General features: G+C 50.3%; 14 protein-coding genes. 7 read left to right on the top strand and 7 right to left on the bottom strand.

The window, feature by feature from the left end:
* Positions 1-231 precede the first annotated feature (231 nt).
* The 3 genes from lysS to ung all read left to right on the top strand — a co-directional run bounded on the left by lysS (position 232) and on the right by ung (position 2,967).
* On the top strand, positions 232-1,734 hold the full coding sequence (gene lysS, locus Q0499_RS23010) for a lysine--tRNA ligase (protein ID WP_299205219.1): 1,503 nt from the start codon (positions 232-234) through the stop codon (positions 1,732-1,734).
* A gap of 75 nt (positions 1,735-1,809) precedes the next feature.
* A complete protein-coding gene (locus Q0499_RS23015; protein ID WP_299205222.1) occupies positions 1,810-2,259 on the top strand; it encodes a hypothetical protein in 450 nt (149 codons plus the stop codon).
* A gap of 18 nt (positions 2,260-2,277) precedes the next feature.
* Complete coding sequence (gene ung, locus Q0499_RS23020; protein ID WP_299205257.1) at positions 2,278-2,967, top strand: uracil-DNA glycosylase; 690 nt, start codon at positions 2,278-2,280, stop codon at positions 2,965-2,967.
* A gap of 34 nt (positions 2,968-3,001) precedes the next feature.
* Here the strand turns inward: ung and Q0499_RS23025 are convergent, their stop codons facing one another.
* Entirely contained in the window at positions 3,002-3,526 is a 525-nt protein-coding gene (locus Q0499_RS23025) for a MarR family winged helix-turn-helix transcriptional regulator (protein ID WP_299205225.1), read from the bottom strand.
* Positions 3,527-4,049: 523 nt separating this feature from the next.
* Here Q0499_RS23025 and Q0499_RS23030 point away from each other — a divergent pair.
* Positions 4,050-5,018, top strand: coding sequence for a TauD/TfdA family dioxygenase (locus Q0499_RS23030; protein WP_299205228.1), 969 nt, complete (start codon positions 4,050-4,052; stop codon positions 5,016-5,018).
* 207 nt (positions 5,019-5,225) lie between these two features.
* Complete coding sequence (locus tag Q0499_RS23035; RefSeq protein ID WP_299205230.1) at positions 5,226-5,780, top strand: hypothetical protein; 555 nt, start codon at positions 5,226-5,228, stop codon at positions 5,778-5,780.
* Positions 5,781-6,037: 257 nt separating this feature from the next.
* Here Q0499_RS23035 and yeiP read toward each other — a convergent pair whose 3' ends face one another.
* The 6 genes from yeiP to rsgA form a co-directional block, all read right to left on the bottom strand.
* Positions 6,038-6,604: an elongation factor P-like protein YeiP gene (yeiP, locus tag Q0499_RS23040; protein WP_299205233.1), complete on the bottom strand. Its 567-nt coding sequence runs from the start codon at positions 6,602-6,604 to the stop codon at positions 6,038-6,040.
* 268 nt (positions 6,605-6,872) lie between these two features.
* Positions 6,873-7,913 (bottom strand): folate-binding protein YgfZ, encoded by a 1,041-nt coding sequence (locus Q0499_RS23045; protein ID WP_299205236.1) that lies wholly within the window; start codon positions 7,911-7,913, stop codon positions 6,873-6,875.
* Positions 7,914-8,111: 198 nt separating this feature from the next.
* The gene (asd, locus tag Q0499_RS23050) at positions 8,112-8,957 is read right to left on the bottom strand and encodes an archaetidylserine decarboxylase (RefSeq protein ID WP_299205239.1); all 846 of its coding nucleotides are present in this window, start codon (positions 8,955-8,957) and stop codon (positions 8,112-8,114) included.
* A 106-nt stretch (positions 8,958-9,063) separates the two neighbouring features.
* Positions 9,064-9,891 carry a sulfurtransferase gene (locus tag Q0499_RS23055; RefSeq protein WP_299205242.1) on the bottom strand — a complete coding sequence of 276 codons (828 nt, stop codon included), beginning with the start codon at positions 9,889-9,891 and terminating at the stop codon, positions 9,064-9,066.
* Entirely contained in the window at positions 9,888-11,747 is a 1,860-nt protein-coding gene (locus tag Q0499_RS23060; protein ID WP_299205245.1) for an HDOD domain-containing protein, read from the bottom strand. Before Q0499_RS23060 ends, Q0499_RS23055 begins: the two co-directional genes overlap by 4 nt.
* Positions 11,748-11,775: 28 nt before the next feature.
* Entirely contained in the window at positions 11,776-12,798 is a 1,023-nt protein-coding gene (gene rsgA / locus Q0499_RS23065) for a small ribosomal subunit biogenesis GTPase RsgA (protein ID WP_299205248.1), read from the bottom strand.
* Between the two features lie 97 nt (positions 12,799-12,895).
* Between rsgA and orn the strand changes: the two genes are divergently transcribed.
* Complete coding sequence (orn, locus tag Q0499_RS23070; protein ID WP_299205251.1) at positions 12,896-13,438, top strand: oligoribonuclease; 543 nt, start codon at positions 12,896-12,898, stop codon at positions 13,436-13,438.
* Between the two features lie 113 nt (positions 13,439-13,551).
* The gene (locus Q0499_RS23075; RefSeq protein WP_299205254.1) at positions 13,552-15,378 is read left to right on the top strand and encodes a GGDEF domain-containing protein; all 1,827 of its coding nucleotides are present in this window, start codon (positions 13,552-13,554) and stop codon (positions 15,376-15,378) included.
* Positions 15,379-15,568: the final 190 nt, after the last annotated feature.

Consider the following 15,568-nt stretch of genomic DNA (forward strand, 5'->3'; position numbering starts at 1 on the left):
TATTGCGCTTGTGCTGACGGCGTTAAAAACTCGCTCAACATGCTCACCTACAGTCGTAGGCTCCGCTGTTTCGCACGTTTTTGCCTTGTCATCCTTGCGCTCATAACGCTTTCACAGCGTTTAAGCTACTGCGTCAGTCAGCGGAACGCTTAAAATATTTAGAAAATATGAAGAGATTGCTATTAGCGATCTCTGAAATTAAAGATTTAACCATTAAAGGTTGCACATAAAATGTCTGAAACTATTCAGCCGCAAGATGAAAACCGCCTGATCGCGGAGCGTCGAGAAAAACTCAACACGCTGCGTGAAGCGGGTAACGCTTTCCCAAATACCTTCCGTCGTGATAGTTATGCCCAGGATCTGCAGGATCAGCATGGTGATAAATCGAAGGAAGAGATTGCGGAGGAGGGTATTACGGTCAGTATTGCGGGCCGGGTGATGCTTAACCGCGGCGCTTTTGGTGTGCTGCAGGATATGTCTGGCCGGATTCAGTTTTATGTGAATAAAGAGGCGCGTGCGTTCGCTAAGTCACTCGATCTGGGTGATATCATCGGCGTTACCGGTGTGCTGCATAAGTCAGGTAAAGGCGATCTGTATGTTGACCTGGGCGAGTACCAGCTGCTGACCAAGAACCTGCGTCCACTGCCGGATAAGCACAAAGGTTTGCAGGATACCGAGATGCGCTACCGCCAGCGCTATGTCGATCTGATCACCAACGAGCACTCCCGTAAAGTGTTTGAAACCCGCTCGAAAATTGTAGCCGGTATTCGTAACTTTCTGACAGAAAAGCGCTTTATCGAAGCGGAAACACCGATGCTGCAAGTGATTCCTGGCGGTGCGAGTGCGCGTCCGTTTATTACCCATCACAATGCGCTGGACCGGGATATGTTTCTGCGGATCGCGCCTGAGCTGTATCTGAAACGTTTGGTTGTGGGTGGTTTTGAACGGGTGTTCGAGATCAACCGTAACTTCCGTAACGAAGGTCTGTCGACCCGTCATAACCCTGAATTCACTATGATTGAGTTCTATCAGGCGTACGCGGATTATCATGATCTGATGGATCTGACCGAAGAGATGCTGCGCACCGTGGCGCAGAACGTACTGGGCACCACGACCATCGTCAACACTGTGCGCAACGAAGATGGTGAGGTTCTGGAAACCTTCGAATACGATCTTGAGAAGCCGTTTACCCGTCTTAGCGTATTCGACTCTATCCTCCACTATAACCCTGATATCACCGCAGAAGCCCTGGCGGACGATCATGCTGCCCGGCAGATTGCTGAGCGTATGGATATCAATGTGAAAGATAGCTGGGGGCTGGGCAAGGTACAGATCGAGATCTTCGAAATGACCGTTGAACACCGTCTGCAGCAGCCAACGTTTATTACTGAGTATCCGACTGAGGTGTCTCCTCTGGCTCGTCGCAGCGATGCGAATCCGTTTGTCACCGATCGTTTTGAGTTTTTTGTCGCGGGTCGTGAGCTGGCAAATGGCTTCTCCGAGTTGAACGACTCTGAAGATCAGGCGGAACGTTTTCAGGCGCAGGTTGCTGAGAAAGATGCCGGTGATGATGAAGCGATGCACTACGATGCAGACTACATCAATGCACTGGAATATGGCCTGCCGCCAACCGCGGGTGAAGGTATCGGTATCGACCGTCTGGTGATGCTGTTCACTGATTCAGCATCGATTCGTGACGTTATCCTGTTCCCGGCGATGCGTCCGCGGGGCTGATGCGTCTTTGAAAAGAACAGGTTAATCCATAAGGGCTGCCTTCGGGTGGCCCTTTTTTGTCTTCAGGAAGTTTTTATGAGTTGGTTGATACCGCAGCACAAGCGATCGTTGCCCGGCAAGCGCTGGATCAGTATCATGCTGCGTTCGCTGCACCTGGTGGGGATTGCCGGGCTGGCGGGGGCTTATCTGTTCAGTCAGCCAGAGTCGGTCTGGCTTCCCTACCTGATCGTCGGCGTGGGTAGTGGCATCCTGATGGTGGCAAAGGAGCTTTATGTCGATGCTATCTGGCTGTATCAGTTGCGCGGCCAGTTGGTGCTGTTCAAACTGGTGCTGTTGGTGACTGGCATCTATTGGTTCGCACAGCCCCAGGCCTGGATCTATATTCTGGTGATTCTGATCTCTGGAGTGATCTCTCATGCGCCGGGTAATATACGCTATTACTCCTTTATCTATGGCAAAGTCCTGACCCGTGAAGTCTGGCTGGGGCAAACCAATGCAAAGATTCGTGACTGTGGTGATAACTGAATGAGTGCGGATAGTGTGATGACGCTGGATAATGCCCCCAGCTGGCAACCCTGGTTAAATGCTGAGTTTGATGCCCCCTATATGCAGCAGCTGAAACAGTTTCTGCAGCAGGAGAAGGCGGCTAATAAAACTATCTATCCCCATTCAACTTACTGGTTTCATGCTCTGGAGGCGACTCCTCTGGACCAGGTGAAAGTGGTGATTATCGGTCAGGACCCTTACCATCAGCCGGACCAGGCCCATGGGCTCTGTTTCTCGGTGCGTCCCGGCATTAAAACGCCCCCTTCGTTGGTGAATATCTACAAAGAGCTACAAAACGATCTGGGCGTTTTGCCGGTGAATCACGGTTATCTGGAAAGCTGGGCAAAGCAGGGGGTATTGCTGCTGAATGCGGTGCTTACGGTAGAAGATTCCAAGGCTGCGTCCCATCAGGGCAGGGGCTGGGAGCAGTTTACCGACCGGGTAATCGCTACCGTGAATGAGCAATGTGAGCATGTGGTCTTTCTGTTGTGGGGCAGTTATGCGCAGAAAAAAGGCGCAGTTATTGATCCGCAGCGCCATCGGGTGCTGACATCTGCTCACCCCTCGCCACTGGCGGCTTACCGGGGCTTCTTTGGCTGCAAACATTTTAGTCAGGCGAATGAGTATCTGCAGCGTTATGGGCGTGATCCGATTGATTGGCAGCTGCCGGAGGAGGTAAGTCGCTAATTTTTGTACTTTTTGATCTTCGAGCTACGGTTTGTTAAAGCTGTATTATCGTCGAGGTGGTGTAATCGATAGCGGGATCTTGCTTGTCGCTATTCATTTTTTGTAATCGATTATTTGCACTCGCTTGTAGCTTATCGAGTATCTCAAAGAATATTGTTACTTCGCCGGGTGATAGAGAAGCTAAAGCGGCTTCATTTCTTAATCTGACCGACTGACTGATTTCATCATAGATCGCTTGTCCTTTTTTACTCAGGGTTAGGGTGTTGCGACGAGCGTCAGATGGGTCGGTTTTTCTTAGTATAAGTCCTTGATCTATAAGTTTTTTAATGTTTCTGCTGGCTGTTGCTTTGTCAAAGTTCATTGCTTTGACGATATCTACAGCAGAGGCTTCTTTTCTTGCGCCTAAGATAAGCAGATAACGTGCATCGTTCAGGTTTGTTTCTGGGAAAACTTCGGAATAATAATAATTGCCGAAATGATCCAGAGTGCTGCTGATGCGAGTCAGCCTTGCCGCTAACATCTGTTCCAGATCAAGTGGGCTTTGGTATTTATCTTTCATCTACGATGATACTTGAGTCGGTTTTTAATTAACTCAATAGTAATTGAGTACAAGCCGTTAGGATAAAGATTATTAATTTTAAGTAAAGCGTGAACAGGTTCCTTTCAGCGGGTTTATGTGGGCAGCTGTAGGTGACGATATTCTTAATGTGTCTTTTGGTTATTCGTTTGACTATTCAATTGATTGTAGATTTGACTATGTGTAGAGATTTTATGTTTTATATGAAACATAAATATATCTGAGTGTTTTTCATAAATCTTTACTTTTTGTTTTTTAGTGGCTTTTAGCGATATATTCGCGACATTTTTGCTTTAATGATGGGTTTAAAATATTGCACTCCGCATAAATGGTTGCATATGAAACTATATTTGATTATGGTTCTCTCTTGTCAGTTCCCACGTTCTAATGAGGGCGGGATTAATGCCTGCCCATGTTGTTTGGCCGGTGTGGGTTTTTGTTGCATGGACTCAAGCCGGTATAGAGGAGCGTCATGCATCGTTTTTGAATGCTGAAGGAGTATTTTATGATTAATCGTTATGGGCAGAAAATTAATGGCCAGATTGCCTGGAATGGGGATGGCCTTAAATCGAACCAATCGTGGGTCTATATGCTTTCAGAAAAGGAGCAGGAGGTGCTCGATCTGGCGCTGAAGCACCTGAATGATCAAGGCATTAAGGCTCCGATGTTTGAAAAAAGTGACTTCCCCATCGCTGAAATGCAGGAAGGCATTGAGCGCATTCTGGATGAGTTAGAAGAGGGGCGGGGGTTTATCCTGATAAGGGGGCTCAATGCGGATCGCTATGATGAGAGTGAACTACAGTCTATCTATTACGGTCTGGGCTTACATCTTGGTCAAGCTGTGAAGCAGAACCCCAAAGGCGACCTGCTCGGTATGGTGATCAATGTCGGCGACCTTAACGACAAGAATACCCGGGTTTATGAGACCAACGCCTATCTGCCTTACCACACAGACCTGTCCGATGTGGTAGGGCTGTTGTCGATTAAAAAAGCCAGGGAGGGTGGGATGAGCAGCCTGGTCAGTGCGGCAACTATCTATAATACGATCCTGGATGAGGCGCCTGACCTCCTGGATGTGCTGTATCAACCGTTTTATTTTGCTCACCTGGGTGATGAAAAACCAACGTTGTCGCCTATCTTCAGCTATCACAAAGGTAAGCTCAGCTGTCGTTATTTACGTCAGTATATTGAGCTTGGGCACGAGATTGAGGGTGTGCCCTTGAGCCGGAAACAGATTGAAGCGATGGATCTGTTTGACGATATCATGCACCGCAACCAGGTTAAGCTGGATATGATGCTGCAGCCGGGCGATATCCAGTTTGCCAACAATTACATGGTGCTCCACTCCAGAACCGGATTCGAGGACTATAAAGAGCCTGAGCGGTACCGCAAGCTTGTCCGACTCTGGCTGAAAATGCCCAATGCTCGAGAGCTTGCCCCTTCTTTCCCAGGTAGGAATGGCTTTTCTGATTAACACTGTATCCGGGCATATTGCTATCATTTGGACGCCTTTTTTGGGGGGCTGAAGCTATTTTCAATCATATCCAGGCGGGTTTACCGGGGGAGGTTATGTCGCGAGATGGAAGTAAAAAAATCGTAGAGTAAACTGCTGATTGTGTTACGCTTTTTCTAGCCGCTAGCCAGCGGCGTAGCCGGTCTGTCGACTGAAAGGAGACGTTCCATGCATGAAACTGTGCGTTTAAAAGTGTTCCATCTGGATAATGCTGCTCAGGCATGTCTTTCTCAGCTGTTTGATCTGCGTCTGGATGAGATCTGGGCGGGTGGTTTGCATACCTGCCTGGGGCAGGATATGAACCGCGCCTGCTGGCTGCGATTCCGTTTGAGTGATGAACAGTGGATCGAGGTGAGTGTTGCCCGGCACCCGTTTGCCGATGGTTTTACCGTCGGTTGTCTGGCGGTCAATGAGGTTGAGGCGGTGGTGCCCCGTCCAGATCAGTGCAGCTGGATCAGTCTGCCTGCGGCAGCCAATATTGAGTCTATCGAGATCTATGAGCAGCGGGAGCTGATCGATATTGTCGCCGCTGAGCTGAATATCCCCTCCGAATCCCTCAACTATGACGCGCTGCTGATTCTGCATCTGGATAACGGCTCTGCGATTATGCTGGGGATGGAACAGGACTTTGTCGATGGCGAATTGGTTATATTACAAACCCTTCATCCTGAAGATCAGGTTGGGCCAAGTTTGCGCCTCAGGCGTAAACTGGAAAGTAGCTAGGACGTCGCTTCGTGACTTGCTCGTCGTTAGACGCGGCAGAGCCGCTTGCTAGAACAAGCCTGTTAAGACTGTTTTGCTGGCCAAAGGTGAATAAATCATTCGTACTTATTCTCGTCAAGGAGGGCAAGTTGTTTTCGCGAGCGAAAGGTCTATAAGAAAGTGCAACGCTGTATTCGAAAAAAACGTAAAATCCTGGGGTTATTCACTAGAAAAAAAACCGCCTGTATCGGCGGTTTTTTTATTAGCATATTGTGTGATCAGGCACGACCAGTAAATTTGCGCTCTTCTACGTTGACCTTGATGCGGTCGCCGGTGGAGATGTGCTCAGGCACCTGAACGATAAGTCCGGTGGACAGTTTGGCAGGCTTGGTGCGGGCCGTTGCAGAACCACCTTTGATTGACGGATCTGTTTCGATGATCTCAAGCTCAACAATACCTGGCAGATCAAGGGCAACCGGTGCTTCATTCAGAACCAGTACATGCAGGCCTTGAAGATCTTCAGTGATGAACATCAGTTCATCTTCGATCGCTTCTTTGTTCATGCTGTAGGCGGTGTAATCTTCGCTGTCCATGAAGACATACTCATCGCCGTCAGCGTATGAGAAGGTAACCGCGCGGCGGGTCAGGTCGGCCAGCGTCAGCATATCTGAATCTTTGAAGGTTTCATCGATCTTAGCGTTGGTTACAACATTGTACATACGCATACGATAGAGACTGCCACCCGCACGTCCCTGAGGGACAGAGCGCTCGATATCGCGAACAATATAAGCTTCGCCATTAATGTCGATTGCTGCGTTTCTTTTTATTTCACTGGCTTTTGGCATGGTAACGGGTTCCGGGATAAATAAGTGTGGGTAGTATAATCAGGTCCGCCGTCGGAAAAAATGGGGCAGGTGAAAAATTATCCTGATAAAGGTCGCTTCGGTTGATTATTTATAGCACTTTTTTTGCCAGTAGTGCGAATAAGGGCTAATAACTGAGAATAACTAGCTGGATATCTGAAGCAGTCGACAACACTATGGCTCGCGCTACAGCAGAACGGGGGCTTAAGCCCCCGTTCTGTTGATGTCTGGCTAACGCTGCAAGCGTTTGTCAAAGTCGCTGGGGTCGCTCAAACAGCTCAGGGTCGAGTGCATAGGGCAGAGTGAGTCGTTCCAGCGGCTGGTCGCTGTTCTCCAGGGTCAGTATTGTGCTGTCATCATCAACACTGGTTTTCAGAATAACCGCCAGCAGTTCGCCTTCAGTGTCAGCGTTCATCGCTGCGCTGACTACGGTGCCAACACCGGCGCGGTCCGGTGTATTGATTGCCGTGCCGGGCGCGGGAGCCTGATCAGCGGTAAACGCCAATCGGTACATCGGGCGGTTGAGTTTGCCCCGGTGTTGCAGGCGGGTGATCACTTCCTGGCCGGTATAGCAACCCTTGGAGAAACTGACGCCTTCAAATACCTGCAGGTTGGTCATTTGTGGGATAAAGGTTTCCAGAGTTTCTGTCTGCAGCGAGGGGATGCCGTTGCGGATCTCTGCCAGCTTCCAGCTGTCGGTATCTGCCAATGATGCTGTCTTTATCAATGAGGTTAACAGCGTTTCAGCCTCTGCTGCCGGTAGCCATAACTCGAAGCGGTCTCCTGGAACTCTGATCAGCACGCCATCTTTCACGATAGTTGTATCGCCGCTTGCCGCGGGGATGCTGAACCCCTGAGCTGTGAGCAAAGCAGATGCCTGTTCACCACTGATGCCCAGGCCAACGATCTCATCTGAATGATTCTGACTTTGTGCTTTGGAAAAGATCATATACTTCTTCAGATTGGCCATCGCCGCGTCCAGAATCGACCGCTCGGTGCGTAGCCAGAAGCCACCTTCAACCGGCATTAGCCGACTCAGGCTAATCATGCTGCCTTTGATATTACAGTGGGAACCCAGCAGGCTTTTACCCGCGCTGACTTTTTGCACATCGCAGGAGAGTTGGCCCTGGAGAAACTTCTCCGCATCCGGCCCAACTACATCAAACAGACCCAGATGGGTCAGGGGGGTAATTGTTACCGCGGTATCTCTGTTGTTTGCTGCTGAAACCTGGCAGTTTCCCAGTGCATCAACCTGAACACCCAGTGCATTAAGCGTATCTAACCAGCTCATAATATAACCTGAAAAAGTGTAAGTTATTATGTAAGTTCTTGTATAAGTTCTTATCTGAAAATTATTGTATGTAAACGCTTGCTAACCCAGAGCGGCTTGCTTAATCTTTTTCTAGCCACTAGCCACTAGCCACTAGCCACTAGCAAGCGGCGAAGCCGCGTCTAGCGAGTCACGCAGTGACGTTCTTAAGCGGCTCGTTCACGAGCCGCTTATAGCCTGCCCCAGGCGAACCGGATCGTCCGCTTTCAGCGTCTCTGACCATTCGATAGCGTCTTTTCCAAACAGCAGGATAACGGTGGAACCCAGTTTAAAGCGGCCCATCTCTTCCCCTTGTTGCAGTATAACCGGCTCAACGGGTTTTTGATGATCAATGCGCCAGCTGTGTTTTTGCACCGGGGCGACCTGACCACCCCAGACCGTTTCAATACCCGCCACAATCATAGCGCCGACCAGTATCATCGCCATCGGTCCCTGCTCGGTATCAAATATGGCCACCAGTCTTTCATTGCGGGCGAACAGGTTATCCACCCCTTTAGCGGTGGTTTGATTCACTGAGTACAGGTCTCCCGGGACATAGATGCTTTCGCGCAGGGTGCCGGTGACCGGCATATGTACCCGGTGGTAATCGCTGGGTGACAGATAGATGGTGGCAAAGCGGCCATGGATAAACTCTTCGGCAAGATCGGCGTGACCACCTAATAATGTGCTCAAGCCGTATCCCCGGCCTTTTGCCTGTAGAATCCTGCCATAGTCGATTGCGCCGATCTGACTAATTGCGCCATCGGCGGGAGATACCACTGTGGCGTTATCCAGAGGGCGCATGTCGGGCTTCAGTGCCCGGGTGAAAAAGGCGTTAAAATTGTCAAACTGATCCAGGTCTTCGATCAGGGCTTCAGACATATTCACCTGGTATTGTTTGGCAAATGTCTTAATGAAAGGACGCTTGATCCAATTGCAGCGGCTCTCAGCCAGATAACCTACCGCCCGTGACAGCAGATGTTGAGGCAACAGGTGTTGTAGTAGAATAAACAGAGAATCTTTCACATTCAGGTTTCCGAAATATCGTTCGATAAAATAGAGTTTTTATAACACGTGTTTTGAAAAAAGGGTTTGTGGCGGCTTTCTGGTCCAGGGCTCAGAGGCTCGGGACTCAGGATTCTATGGGTGTGTCCTCCTGATTACCCCACTCAAACCAAGAGCCATCGTAGCAGCGTACCTTGTCGAACCCAAGGTGTTTTGTGAACAGATAGCTGAGGCCTGAGCGGCGGTGGGTCTGACAGTGGGTTATTACGGTTTTATCCGGGGTAACCCCAAGCTCAGCCAGTTCTGCCAGTATCTCTTCCGCGGGGCGTAGTTGTGGCCTATCGGCAGACACCAGCGCACGGGTCCATTCATAGTTAACCGCGCCGGGGATATGCCCCCCCCGTTTCGCGTTGATGACTTTCTCACCGGAATATTCAGCCGCTGAGCGAACATCCAGAACGATGTGGCTGGCATCGTCAAGGTGATGGGTAATGTAGGGGATATCGGCAAGATAACCCGGCTGAAGTGTCACAGCATACTGGCTGGGTACGGCTGTATTGATGTTGGTCTCGATGGCGAGGCCGGCGTTGATCCAGGCAGGCAGGTGGCCGTTCAGAAACGAGCAGTGGGTGTGGCCGACACTGTGCAGGGTCCAGATCATCCGCCCGGCCCAGGGGCCCATCTGATCGTCATAGACGACAATATGCTTATCGGCGGTCAGGCCGATCTCACCCAGAAGAGCGCTGAGCTGATCTGCTTCAGGCATCTTATTGGGCACCTCGCCTTTGCCACGCATCAGCCTGGCCGGATCCAGATGAATGGCACCGGGGATATGGCCATTGCAGTAGCTTTCTGCTGAGGAAAGATCAACGATCAGCAGGCCTGTGTTGGCTGAATTATCGTCGGTTAAATGGTTAAACAGCTGCTGGGGAGAGATGACCAGTGGCAGACTCATTTTTTGGCTCCGGCGCGTAATTTATAAACATGATCCAGACAGCGTCCAGCGCTACTGCACAGATCTTTGAATTTTTTATGATGAAAACCCTGAACGCCTTCCGGAGCGCTATCCCGGTCGGCATAGACAATCACGACTGATCTGTTCGCGGCGAACAGTGACATCATCAGATAGCTATGGTGGCTGACATAGGGGCTGAACGTCTTTGGCAGCATCGTTCTGATCTGTTTATGGTTGGTCTGGTTGATTAGTAAACATCCCGGCTTTTCGTTAAGTCGGCTGAACAGGCTTTTGGGCCCCAGAGTATGGGTTGAATTGGGCAGCGGGTGTCCATCCTCAAAGCCGAGCGCTTTGACCACCTTGAGCGTGTCACTTTTCGGCGGCAGGATGATCAGAGCAACCCGCTGCATGCCTAACCCTTCGGTCAGGCCTGCTAGCAGGTCAGTCAGTACCGGGGTGCTTTGTGAGTAGTAATCACCCAGCTCGTTGAATCGCTGTAGGTGTTGTTGGTAGATATCTTTACTAAGGAACTCACCTTCCGGTTTGACAGAGAGGGAAGGCTGTTTAACCGAAGTGTTGCCCGTGGCTTTTTCAGCGAGAGTCGTCTCCGCATTGGCTTTGCGTTCTGACCCTGCGTCAGGCTCTACGTCTGGCTGGGGTGCTTTTGTGTTGTCGATATCAATAACATAACCCGCCGCACTGTTTTGTACGGTATCGTCTTCAGCTAAAAGAGTTGTCGGGCTTTTAGCTGCACCGTTCGATCTTTCAGGTGGGTTTTCTGCCGAGGTCTTGGTGGGGGCTGGTTTGTCACCCGGGTGCTGCTGTGCTGGCAGTAGATTAAACAGTTTTCGGTCTACCTCTGTCAGCCGGTAGTTGGGCGACAGATCAGAGTCCAGCATCAGCATCTCTGCTGCGGGAGAGAGTACACCGGCCACACGATAGTTGCGCGACGCCAAAACGCAGTTCTGGTGCAGGAAAGCGACGGTATGGCCCAGCTCGGCCCGCAGGTAGTCATTAATAATATCGATAAGGTGGAGCGTGGTTTCTCTGCCCCAGCCATAGTTCGCCGCCAGTGCCAGCCAGTTACTTAATTTAACCGGGAAAAACTTTTGCTGGGTCAGATGGTTGAGCTGGCGAAGCTGGTCGCCATCCAGACGCGGGTCGCTTAGGGCACGCTGGTGGAGCTGGATAATCATCTGTCTGTTTAACGGTGTGCTATTTTCCAGTGTTATTCTGGCCAGGCTGGATGCGGGCCAGCGAGTCAGTAAACGTTTGGATATACCGTCAATGGTACAACCCAGAATACGGGTTTCAGCCAGTTCAGGGCTGGCATTCTTTTCCCGGATCATTATCTGAATCTTGCTCATCTGCTGTGGCGCAAAATACCACAGCATCCAGTGACCTATATTGTAAAACAGCGCTGCCAGATAACTCTCTTCAGCAAACATTCCGCCGCGGCACTGTTTTAACCACTGGTGCACCTGAGTCGCAGCGTGGTGACTGTTGGCCACGGCGCGGAAGTACATTTTCTGGGCGGTGCTGCTTGGGTTCAGGCGGGTGGTGGGCAGACTGTTGATCAGTTCATCCAGTTTGTGCAGGCCGAGGGAGCCGATGGCGTGATCGATACTGGTGATTTCTGACTGTTTTTCATTGTGCAACGTGCCGGCGCAAACAGCGACATGAAAGCAGAGCAACGGATCGCTTTTGATCAGTTTACTCAGCTGAATCAACGAACAGCTGGGTTCATTCAGCGTGTTCTGCAACCGCTTAACGATGCTGAGCCTGACCGGCGGTAGCTTCTCGCTCAGGAAGCTGTACCACTGCTCAGCATTCTGTGGGTTAATAGATTCGGCCATCCGTACTCAGTGTTCCTTAGTGTCCGCGTCAATCCTGATTAAGGGTATTCAGTATATGTTTGTAACTGTTTACCCGCTGTGAGCTGATCTTACCCTCTTCGATAGCTCCTTTAATAGCGCAACCCGGCTCCTGCTCATGATTGCAGTCTCTGAATTTACAGTAGCCGATAAAAGGTGAAAACTCCCGAAAACCATCAAGAAGGTTGTGTTCGTTGATGTGCCAGAGAGCAAACTCACGGATTCCGGGGGAGTCGATCAGGTCGCCACCTTCCGGGAAGTGAAATAGTCTTGCCGTGGTGGTGGTGTGAGTACCCTTGCGGGTCGATTCTGACAAAGCCCCCACTTTGAGATCTATTCCCGGTAGCAGGGCGTTTATCAGTGATGATTTGCCCACCCCTGACTGGCCAACAAACACACTGATGCGGTCATTCAGTTGTTCCCGCAGCGGCGCAAGCCCCTCTTTGTCCGTCGACGAAACCAGCATCACCTGATAACCAATAGACCGGTACAGGTCGATCATCTTCTCAACCCGTGCGCGGTTATCATCGTCAATCAGGTCAGTTTTGTTGAGCAGAATGATCGGTTCGATACCGCTGAGTTCTGCAGCGACCAGATAACGGTCAATCAGGTTGTAGTGGGCCAGTGGCTCGACGGCGATGGTGATGACGATCTGATCAATATTGGCCGCCACCGGTTTCAGCTCGCCGTGGTTGTTAGGTCGCTGCAAAATAGTGGTGCGCGGCTGGGTTGCCACGACTACCCCGTATTCGGCTCCGGCGCGCCAGATAACCCGGTCACCGGTGACCAGAACATCGAGGTTGGTGCGCATATGACAGCGAAAGATCTGTCCGGCTGCTTCGCCATCCTGTGCTTCTACGTCAACCTGACGGCCAAAGTGGGAGATGATCTGGCCGTGTTGTTCCGGTCCCAGATCGCCGCCTTCCAGTTGCTGGTCGATATCTGAATCTTTGCGAGCCGCGCGCTGGGTGCGCTCGTCCTGAATCTTTTGTACGCGCCAGGTTTGGCGCCGGGTAAGCTTTCGTTTCGACATTTATCAGCTAAATCAGGTGTGGGGGTGAATTTTTACAGCCTGCTAAGGTATTCTATTAAGCAATAAATTTACAGTACTGGTATTAAGGAATACACATATGTCACGGCAGAATAACCTTATCTGGATCGATCTTGAGATGACCGGCCTGGATCCGGAGCATGACAGAATCATCGAGATCGCAACTATCGTAACAGATTCCCAGCTGAATATACTGGCAGAAGGGCCAAATCTGGTAGTTCATCAGTCAGATGCACTGTTGGCAAGTATGGACGAGTGGTGTACCAAGCAGCATGGCCAGTCCGGGTTGACGCAAAAAGTCCGGGATTCTCAGGTTAGTGAGCGCCAGGCGGAGCTGGGTACCATTGAGTTTGTCAGTGAGTATGTGGATAAAGGGGCGTCACCGATCTGTGGCAACTCAATTGGTCAGGATCGGCGCTTTCTGGTGAAGTATATGCCCGAGCTGGAAGCGTTTTTTCACTACCGCAACCTGGATGTCAGCACCATTAAAGAGCTGGCCCGGCGCTGGTCACCCGAGGTTTTGGATGGGGTTGTGAAAAAGGGCAGTCACCTGGCGATGGATGATATTAAAGACTCAATTAATGAGCTAAAGCACTATCGTGAAACATTTTTTAAGCTATAAACTATAACACCTGAGCCATACTCCCATTATGGGAGGAGAGTACTGAGTCGTCTGAAGACTTATCCCTTTTACTGTCATATGCTTATTTGTGAACCGGAATCTGGACACTTCTAATGATTGATGAAATCGATAGCGTAAACTCATTCGACCTGCCGCCTGCGGATGACGAGCGGGCGATGTCGGTTGAGGAACTGGATAAGATCCTCAGTTTGCAACAATCTATTTTTGCCCAGGTTGCCAGTAATGTGCCCTATGTCGACACTTTGAATGCTTTGTGCCGGATGGCGGAGCAGCTATTGCCAGACTCTGTTGCCTCCATCATGCTGCGGGATGAGCAGAGTGGTTTACTCAATGTATTGGTTGCTCCCAGTGTGCCGCAAAATGGCATTGATGCATTACAGGGGCTGGCTCCGGGGCCGGGTAGCGGATCCTGTGGTAATGCGGTGATGCGCAATGAGCCGGTGTTTGTCAGGGATACGTTTAATGACCCCCGCTGGCAGGACCTGAGAAAACTGGCCACTGATTTCAATCTGTGTGCCTGCTGGTCGATGCCGGTGCGTAATAATGACGGCAAAGTGATCGGCTCTTTTGCACTTTCCTCATTTGAGCACCGTTCGCCCTCGGCATTTCATATCCGTTTGCTGGATGTCGGTGCCTCGATGGTGAATATTGTTCTGGCAAAACAGTATCAGGAGCAAGTGCTGGAGGAACAGCGTAAACAACTGATTACTGCCCTCGAATGCGATAGTCTGACGTCACTGCCGAACCAGTCTAAGCTGAAAGTGCAGCTGAAAAACTGCATCGCTATGCAGTCTCTGTTGCTGATCAATCTGGATAACTTTCGTTTTATTAACACCGCTTACGGGCCATCATTTGGTGATCTTTTTCTCTGTAACGTAGCCGAACTGCTGGATCAGCAGTTTCCGGATGCTGAGCTGTATCGTATCAATGCGGATGAGTTTGCGCTGTATTACCGGATCCCGGTGGATCTACAACAGCAGATTGAGCAGTTCAGGGCGTATCTGCTGGGGTACTCGCTGAGGATAGATGACCAGTTGTTTAGTATCACCTTTACCGCCGGTGGTGCATCGGCGCGTAAACATCTGCTTGAACAGGCGGTTCAGGCGATGAGTCAGGCGAAAGCATTGGGTAAAAACCGTTATCATATCTATAACGCTGAACGGGATGAGCCAGACCAGGCGTTGCGCCGGGAGTATATAAGCTGGAATGCGCTGCTGCATCAGGCCTTGAATGAGGGGCGGGTAATGCCTTTCTTTCAGGGGGTGCGTGACAACAGTAGTGGTGAAATTGTCAGTTATGAGGCGCTGGTGCGTCTTGAGGATGGTGGCAAAATCTATACGCCTTACCATTTTCTCAATGCGGTTAAACTGTCTGGCCTGTTTCCAACCATTACGCGTCTAATGATTGATAAAGGGCTGGCAAAGATTGCCGGTACCGGGTTGACCCTGTCGGTCAACATTACTGAAGATGACCTGTTGATGGAGTATCTGGAAACCTATCTGACCGAAAAAACCGCCGAATACGCTGTGGCGCCGCAGCAGGTCGTGCTGGAAATCCTTGAGGGCATCAGTGCGGCGGGCAAGAAAAATCATATTGCCCAGTTAAGCCGGATTAAAGCGCTGGGCTATCAACTGGCGATCGATGACTTTGGCACTGAATATTCCAATTTCGAACGCATCCTTGAGCTACATGTCGATTTCGTCAAAATCGACGCGAAATATATTAAAAATATTGATACCGATAGCAAGAGCTATGAGATCACCCGGGCAATTGTCTTCTTTGCCCGTAATTCCGGCATTAAAACCGTCGCTGAGTTTGTTCATAATGTTGCGGTGCAGCAGGTCGTTGAGTCCCTGGGGATCGATTACTCTCAGGGGTATCTGTTCAGCGAACCTTCCCCTGATATCCATAAGATTTAGGCTTTTATAAGCAGTAGACCGTCATCCGCTGTTTGCTGATTATTTGTCGATAGAAAAAGTATTCATCCTTAATTCATCTCCATCATGTTACTTTTGTGCAGTGCACAATAATCCAGGAGGTGTTTATGAAGCCAGTTTCTATCAATCTTGCATTGCAGGGCGGTGGTGCTCACGGGGCGTTTACCTGGGG

The sequence above is a fragment of the uncultured Amphritea sp. genome (assembly GCF_937127095.1).
GTDB lineage: Bacteria > Pseudomonadota > Gammaproteobacteria > Pseudomonadales > Balneatricaceae > Amphritea.

What these genes read in the sequence shown, in the direction of transcription:
- Q0499_RS23035 (WP_299205230.1), top strand. Translation starts at nt 5,226, where the DNA reads ATGCATGAAACTGTGCGTTTAAAAGTGTTCCATCTGGATAATGCTGCT.
- ung (WP_299205257.1), top strand. Translation starts at nt 2,278, where the DNA reads ATGACGCTGGATAATGCCCCCAGCTGGCAACCCTGGTTAAATGCTGAG.
- Q0499_RS23075 (WP_299205254.1), top strand. Translation starts at nt 13,552, where the DNA reads ATGATTGATGAAATCGATAGCGTAAACTCATTCGACCTGCCGCCTGCG.
- yeiP (WP_299205233.1), bottom strand. Translation starts at nt 6,604, where the DNA reads ATGCCAAAAGCCAGTGAAATAAAAAGAAACGCAGCAATCGACATTAAT.
- Q0499_RS23030 (WP_299205228.1), top strand. Translation starts at nt 4,050, where the DNA reads ATGATTAATCGTTATGGGCAGAAAATTAATGGCCAGATTGCCTGGAAT.
- rsgA (WP_299205248.1), bottom strand. Translation starts at nt 12,798, where the DNA reads ATGTCGAAACGAAAGCTTACCCGGCGCCAAACCTGGCGCGTACAAAAG.
- Q0499_RS23060 (WP_299205245.1), bottom strand. Translation starts at nt 11,747, where the DNA reads ATGGCCGAATCTATTAACCCACAGAATGCTGAGCAGTGGTACAGCTTC.
- orn (WP_299205251.1), top strand. Translation starts at nt 12,896, where the DNA reads ATGTCACGGCAGAATAACCTTATCTGGATCGATCTTGAGATGACCGGC.
- Q0499_RS23055 (WP_299205242.1), bottom strand. Translation starts at nt 9,891, where the DNA reads ATGAGTCTGCCACTGGTCATCTCTCCCCAGCAGCTGTTTAACCATTTA.
- Q0499_RS23045 (WP_299205236.1), bottom strand. Translation starts at nt 7,913, where the DNA reads ATGAGCTGGTTAGATACGCTTAATGCACTGGGTGTTCAGGTTGATGCA.
- Q0499_RS23015 (WP_299205222.1), top strand. Translation starts at nt 1,810, where the DNA reads ATGAGTTGGTTGATACCGCAGCACAAGCGATCGTTGCCCGGCAAGCGC.
- lysS (WP_299205219.1), top strand. Translation starts at nt 232, where the DNA reads ATGTCTGAAACTATTCAGCCGCAAGATGAAAACCGCCTGATCGCGGAG.
- Q0499_RS23025 (WP_299205225.1), bottom strand. Translation starts at nt 3,526, where the DNA reads ATGAAAGATAAATACCAAAGCCCACTTGATCTGGAACAGATGTTAGCG.